Origin of the sequence: Cupriavidus pauculus, from assembly GCF_022179805.1 — a bacterium.
Lineage (GTDB): Bacteria > Pseudomonadota > Gammaproteobacteria > Burkholderiales > Burkholderiaceae > Cupriavidus > Cupriavidus pauculus_E.
On the sequence record NZ_BPUO01000012.1, the window covers coordinates 164,829 to 171,851 of the forward strand.

Here is a 7,023-nt window from a genome sequence, read left to right on the forward strand (position 1 = left end):
GCGTTGACTATCGTGCACAGCCGGCGGCCGTCGAAGTGAATTCTTTTGGAAAAGAAATGGCGTAACTTCCACGCCGTTTATGTCGATACGGCTTTGATCGCGCAGACTGGCCACACACAGTCAATGCATCGCGCGAAGTCGCGAAATAAAAAACGGAGGCAGCCAGAAGCTGCCTCCGTCGTATCCGCCGGGAAAGCGCGGTAGGCTTAAGACGCCGACTTGTTGCCCGTCGACGCGCTGCCCGTGGTGGTGCCTGCATCGGGCGCCGCTGGGCCGGTGACTTCGTTCAGCCCGCCACCGAGTGCCTTGTACAGGTTGACCTCGCTGGTCAGCTGATTCAGGCGGGCCTCGATCAACGCCTGCCGTGCCGTGAACAGCTGGCGCTGTGCGTCGAGCAAGGTCAGGTAGCTGTCAACACCAGTGCGATAACGCCCTTCCGCCAGTCGGTAGTAATCCGAACTGGCTTCGACGAGCCGCATCTGCGCCTCGACCTGGTCGGTGAACGTGCCACGTGCGGCCAGACCATCGGACACCTCGCGGAACGCGGACTGCACGGTGCGCTCGTACGTGGCGACGTTGATGTCCTTCTGGATCTTGGCGTAGTCCAGGCTCGCGCGCAGGCTGCCGGCCGTGAAGATCGGCAGCGTGATCTGCGGCGAGAACAGCCACGTCCCCGAACCGGCATCGAACAGGCCCGACAACTGCCGGCTGGCCGTACCACCCGACGCGGTCAGCGTGATGCGCGGGAAGAACGCCGCACGCGCCGCGCCGATATCCGCGTTGGCGGACTTCAGCCGATGTTCCGCCGAGAGGATGTCGGGGCGGTTCTGCAGCAGGTCGGACGGCATGCCGGCCGGCACCGACGCCAACAGCTTCTGGTCGATCGGCAACCCCTCGGGCAGGTCGGCAGGCAGGCCGGCACCCAGCAGCAGCGTCAGTGCGTTGACGTCCTGCGCCACCAGGCGCGTATAACGGGACAGTTGCGCGCGGGCGTTCTCGACCTGGGTCTGCGACTGGCGCAGGTCCAGCCGGGACGCGATGCCTTCCTCGAAACTGCGTCGGGTCAGGTTGTACGTGCGCTCGTACGCGCCCAGCGTGTCGCGCGTGACCTGCAGGTTGGCTTCGTCGGCCAGTTGCGTCAGGTACGCGTTGGCCACGCTGGCCACCAGCGCGATCTGCGTGCTGCGGCGGGCTTCCTCGCTGGCGAAGTACTGTTCGAGCGCGGCCTCGCTGAGGCTGCGCAAACGGCCGAACAGGTCCAGCTCCCACGCAGTGGTACCCAGCGACACGCCGTACTGGCTGCTGATCACACGCTGCCCGGTCGACGACAGATCGGCCGGCACGCGTTGCCGCGTGCCCTGGCCGGTGGCACCGACTTCGGGAAACAGGTCCGCGCGCTGGATGCGGTACTGCGCGCGATACGCATCGACATTGAGCGCAGCCACACGCAGGTCGCGGTTGTTTTCCAGCGCAACGGCAATCAGCCGGTGCAGGCGCGGATCGGCAAAGTACTCGCGCCAGCCCAGCTCCACGGCGGCGGGTACCTGCGCGTCGCCGCCGGCCGTCCGGTAGGCATCGCCCTGCGGATAGGCCGCATCGACCGGCGCGGTCGGCCGGTCATACGACGGGATCAGGCTGCAGCCGGAGAGGGCCGCCACGGCGGACAGGCAAAGTAGCGTCTTTCTCATGCTTGGGCTCCCTTTTCCAGGGAAGGCGATCCTGGCTTGCGGCGCCGCTCCTTGATCGACGTGACGACGACGAAGAACAGCGGCACCCAGAAAATGGCCAATACCGTCGCGGTGATCATGCCGCCGATCACGCCGGTACCGATGGCGTGCTGGCTGCCCGAACCCGCGCCTTGCGAGATCGCCAGCGGGAACACGCCGAGCACGAACGCCAGCGACGTCATGATGATCGGACGCAACCGCATGCGGCACGCCTCGACCGCCGCCTCGACCACACCCTTGCCGTGGTCATGCAGGTCCTTGGCGAATTCCACGATCAGGATCGCGTTCTTGGCGGACAAGCCGACCGTGGTCAGCAAGCCCACCTGGAAGAACACGTCGTTCGACAGGCCGCGTGCCAGCGTTGCCATCAGCGCGCCAACCACGCCCAGCGGCACCACCAGCATCACCGAGAACGGAATCGCCCAGCTTTCATACAGCGCGGCCAGACACAGGAACACCACCAGCAGCGACAGCGCGTAGAGCGCCGGGGCTTGCGCGCCGGACAACCGCTCTTCGTACGACAGACCAGTCCACGAGTACGCAATGCCCGGGGGCATCTGCTTCATGATCTCCTCGACCGCCGCCATGGCTTCGCCCGAGCTCTTGCCGGCAGCCGGCTCGCCCAGGATTTCCACCGCAGGCACGCCGTTGTAGCGCTGGAGCTTCGGCGAACCGTAGCCCCAGTTGCCGCTGGCGAACGCCGAGAACGGCACCATGTCGCCCTTGTCGTTGCGCACGAACCACTTGGTCAGGTCGTCGGGGTTCATCCGCGCATTCGGACGGCCCTGCAGGTACACACGCTTGACGCGGCCCCGGTCGATGAAGTCGTTCACGTAGCTGGAGCCCCACGCAATCGACACCGTGCTGTTGATGTCGGACAGCGAGATGCCCAGCGCGCGTGCACGCTCGTCATCGATATCGAGCACGTACTGCGGCTCGTCGTTCAGGCCGTTCGGACGCACGCGCTGCAGCGCCGGGTTCTTGGCAGCCAGCCCGAGGAACTTGTTGCGCGCATCCATCAGCGCCTCATGACCCAGGCCGGCCTGGTCCTGCATGTAGAAGTCGAAGCCGGTGGCGTTACCGAGTTCCTGCACCGCGGGCGGCGCAAAGGCGAAGGCCAGCGAATCGCGGAACGTGCTGAACTTGGCCTGAGCGCGCTTGGTCAGGTCGAACACGCTCGTGGCATCGCCCTCGCGGTCCTTGAACGGCTTGAGCAGGATGAAGGCAAGACCCGAGCTCTGGCCACGGCCTGCAAAGTTGAAGCCATTGACCGTGAACAGCGATTCCACGATCTTGCCTTCGTCGTTGAGCAGGTAGTTGCGCATCTGGTCCAGCACGGTCTGCGTACGCTCGGCCGACGAACCCGGCGGCGTCTGCACCTGGGCATACAGCACGCCCTGGTCTTCTTCCGGCAGGAACGATGTCGGGATCCGCGTGAACAGGAAGCCCATACCCAGCACGATCACCACATAGATGATCAGGAACGGCGCACGCCGCTTCAGGATGCTGACCACGCCACCTTCATACCGCTGCGTGGTGCGAATGAAGCTGCGGTTGAACCAGCCGAAGAAGCCGGCCTTGTGTTCGCCGTGGTCGCCCTTCTCGATCGGCTTGAGCATCGTGGCGCACAGGGCCGGCGTGAGGACAAGCGCTACCAACACCGATAGCACCATCGCCGAGACGATCGTGATCGAGAACTGGCGGTAGATCACGCCCGTCGACCCGCCGAAGAAAGCCATCGGCAGGAACACGGCGGACAGCACCAGCGCGATACCAACCAGTGCGCCCTGGATCTGGCCCATCGATTTACGCGCCGCTTCCTTCGGTCCAAGCCCTTCCTCGGACATCACCCGCTCGACGTTTTCCACCACCACGATGGCATCGTCCACCAGCAGGCCGATGGCCAGCACCATCCCGAACATCGTCAGCGTGTTGATCGTGTAGCCGAACGCCGCCAGCACGCCAAACGTGCCCAGCAACACCACCGGCACGGCGATCGTTGGGATCAGCGTGGCGCGGAAGTTCTGCAGGAACAGATACATCACCAGGAACACCAGCACGATGGCTTCGAGCAGCGTCTTGACCACTTCGTGGATGGAGTCGGCGATCACCGGCGTGGTGTCGTACGGGAACACCACCTTGATGCCCGGCGGGAACGACGGTTCCAGCTGGTTCAGCGTGTTATGGATGTTCTTGACCGTTTCCAGCGCGTTGGCGCCCGATGCCAGACGAATGGCGATACCGGAAGCCGGTCGGCCGTTGTACTGGGCATTGATGGAATAGTCCTGGCCACCCAGGCCCACTTCGGCCACATCGCGCAGGCGAACCTGCGAGCCGTCGGCGTTCACCTTCAGCAGGATATTGCCGAACTGCTCGGCGGTCTGCAGACGCGTCTTGCCAATCACCGTGGCATTCAGCTGCTGGCCGCGCACGGCCGGCAGACCGCCAAGCTGGCCGGAAGCCACCTGGACGTTCTGCGCCTTGATGGCATTGCTGACATCGAGCGGCGCAAGCTGGAAGCTGTTCAGCTTGGCCGGGTCAAGCCAGATCCGCATCGCATACTGCGAACCGAAGACCTGGAAGTCACCGACGCCCGAAGTACGCGAGATCGGATCCTGCAGGTTCGACACGATGTAGTTCGACAGGTCTTCACGCGTGGTCTGCGGGTCTGTCGAAACCAGGCCGACGATGATCAGGAAGTTACGCACCGACTTGGTGACGCGGATGCCCTGCTGCTGGACTTCCTGCGGCAACAATGGCTGGGCAAGTGCCAGCTTGTTCTGCACCTGCACCTGCGCGATGTCGGGGTTGGTACCCTGCTCGAACGTCGCCGTGATGGTCATGCTGCCGTCGGAGTTCGATTCCGACGAGATGTAGCGCAGCTTGTCCAGGCCGTTCAGTTGCTGCTCGATGACCTGCACCACCGTATCCTGCACGGTCTGCGCCGAGGCGCCGGGGTACGTCACCGCGATGGCGATGGTGGGCGGCGCGATGGCCGGATACTGCGTGACCGGCAGCGAGCGTATCGACAGCACACCGGCCAGCATGATCACGAGCGCGATCACCCAGGCAAAGATCGGCCGCTCGATAAAGAAATTAGACATGGCGAATCCTTATGCTTCGGTCCCGATCAGGACTTGGCGGCCGGCGCCGAGGCTGCGGCCGGAGCGGAGGCGGGTGCCAGGCCGGCTTGCGCCGCATTGGCCTCCGTTGCCTTCACCTTTGCACCGGGTCGCACGAACTGCAGCCCTTCGACGATCACGCGGTCACCTGACTTGAGCCCCTCGGTCACCAGCCAGCTGGTACCGATGGTGCGGGTGGTCTTGAGCACGCGCAGTTCCACCTCGTTGTTGGCATTGACCACCAACGACGTGGGCTGGCCCTTGAGGTCACGCGTCACGCCGCGCTGCGGCGCCAGAATGGCCGACTGCTTCACGCCTTCGGCCAGGCGGGCATGCACGAACATGCCGGGCAGCAACTCATTGCGAGGATTCGGAAACACCGCGCGCAGCGTGACCGATCCCGTGCTCTGGTCCACGGCCACTTCAGAGAATTCGAGGCGGCCCGACTCGGCATAGGTGCTGCCATCCTCGAGCTGGAGCGTCACCTTGGCGGCGTTGGCGCCAGCACCTTGGAGCTGCCCGTTGGCGAGTTCCTTGCGCAGGCGCAGGATCGACGCGGAAGGCTGCGTCACATCAACATAGATCGGATCGAGTTGCTGGATCGTAGCCAGCGCGTTGGCCTGGCCATTGGTGACGAGTGCGCCTTCCGTGACCAGCGACCGGCTGATGCGGCCCGAGATCGGTGCCAGCACCTTGGTGTAGCGCAGGTTGATATGCGCCTGATCCACGGTGGCCTTGGACTGCAGGTAGGAAGCCTGGGCTTCGGCGTATTGCTGCTTGCTGACAGCTTCGTCACCGACCAGGCGCCCGTAGCGTTCGGCCAGCAGTTTCGACGATGCGAGCGTGGCTTCGGCGCTCTTGGCAGTCGCCTCGTACGTCGACGGATCGATCTGATAGAGCTGCTGACCCTGCTTGACGTCAGTTCCTTCCACGAACAGCCGCTTCTGGATGATGCCATTGACCTGCGGGCGAACTTCGGCGATTCGGTACGGCAGGGTACGACCCGGCAGGGACGTGTCCAGCGTAACGGTTTCGTCCTTCAGCGTGACAACTTTCACTTCAGGCGTCTGGGCCGCGGGGGCTTCGTTCTTCTTGCCGCAGGCGGTCAGAGCCGTCACGGCAAGAGCCAGCATGCCTGGAATCAAAGCACGCCTGGCGCGCATTGCTTGCATAGCGATTTCCTCGAGGATGAAACGGAATGGATTCTTGTTCTTTCCCGGCCTGAACCGGGTGGGCGTCACGGCGCGCGTGAACGCAATTGGCGTGCCTGCGATCAGGCACGTACGGTATCGGCTGCTTCAGCGGATTGTCGCCATGGGCCCCTGCTTTCGCCGGCTTTGCCGGCCTGGAGGAAAAACTGAACACCAGCCGCGCCGCGCGCGCGTCCGGCACAGGGCCACCCGGTTGGGCAACCCTGCTCCCCGTACTCTCAAATGCCTCGCACAATCCCCGATTATCGGGACGATTGTTGCGTGCGTAAGGCCGTGCACCAATCTCGGGTTGGGCATCGTTCTACCGATCGATAACGATAATCGGTTTCGCAGATATCTGCAGACGCGAGACTCACGATGTCGCGTCTTCCACACAGCCAGCACCTGACCGCCTCCAATCGCGGTGCCCCCTCCTCCAAGGTGAGCTGCTGGCTACTGCAATGCAGCATTCGAGCCGTCTGCCAGGCAAACAGTTCAATAAGCATGCTGCCGATCGAACGCTATCCTACCAGTTGGAAGATAAATCAGGATGACAGGAAATTGGCTGTAATGAAGCGAAATACTTCATTTCTCCGTGGGATTTCGAAACATTTGCACGAAACTCGCAGTTTCCGAGGTGGATTGCGTCCAACTGGCGAGACAGTGTTTTGCCGGGATAGAACAGTGACAGCCATTGCGGCCCAAATGCAAAGGGCCCCGCCAGATGGCGGGGCCTTTTTTGATGTGTATGAATACGTGCCGGCGGAAATAACGACTGCATGACCGGAAGGCTGCCCAAATCATGAGCAAATAGACGGTATCCGCAGCGGCTTGGGCGAGAGCTTGCGCGTTTCGCTCGCGCAAAAGCAAAACCCCCAAGCTTTAGGGCTTGGGGGTTCTGGGTATAAGAGCCTGGCGATGACCTACTTTCACACGGGTAGTCCGCACTATCATCGGCGCAAAGTCGTTTCACGGTCCTGTTCG

General features: G+C 63.2%; 3 protein-coding genes. All 3 read right to left on the reverse strand.

All coding sequences use genetic code 11. The annotated features are described in order from the left end of the window. Positions 1-206: 206 nt before the first annotated feature. From adeC to MFF62_RS23145, 3 genes are read right to left on the reverse strand one after another with little or no spacing between them, the layout of a single operon-like run. Positions 207-1,688, reverse strand: coding sequence for an AdeC/AdeK/OprM family multidrug efflux complex outer membrane factor (gene adeC / locus MFF62_RS23135; RefSeq protein ID WP_238265440.1), 1,482 nt, complete (start codon positions 1,686-1,688; stop codon positions 207-209). After that, positions 1,685-4,831 carry an efflux RND transporter permease subunit gene (locus MFF62_RS23140; protein WP_238265441.1) on the reverse strand — a complete coding sequence of 1,049 codons (3,147 nt, stop codon included), beginning with the start codon at positions 4,829-4,831 and terminating at the stop codon, positions 1,685-1,687. The genes adeC and MFF62_RS23140 overlap by 4 nt, the downstream gene beginning before the upstream one ends. Before the next feature lie 26 nt (positions 4,832-4,857). Continuing rightward, complete coding sequence (locus tag MFF62_RS23145; protein ID WP_238265442.1) at positions 4,858-6,021, reverse strand: efflux RND transporter periplasmic adaptor subunit; 1,164 nt, start codon at positions 6,019-6,021, stop codon at positions 4,858-4,860. Positions 6,022-7,023: the final 1,002 nt, after the last annotated feature.

What these genes read in the sequence shown, in the direction of transcription:
- adeC (WP_238265440.1), bottom strand. Translation starts at nt 1,688, where the DNA reads ATGAGAAAGACGCTACTTTGCCTGTCCGCCGTGGCGGCCCTCTCCGGC.
- MFF62_RS23140 (WP_238265441.1), bottom strand. Translation starts at nt 4,831, where the DNA reads ATGTCTAATTTCTTTATCGAGCGGCCGATCTTTGCCTGGGTGATCGCG.
- MFF62_RS23145 (WP_238265442.1), bottom strand. Translation starts at nt 6,021, where the DNA reads ATGCAAGCAATGCGCGCCAGGCGTGCTTTGATTCCAGGCATGCTGGCT.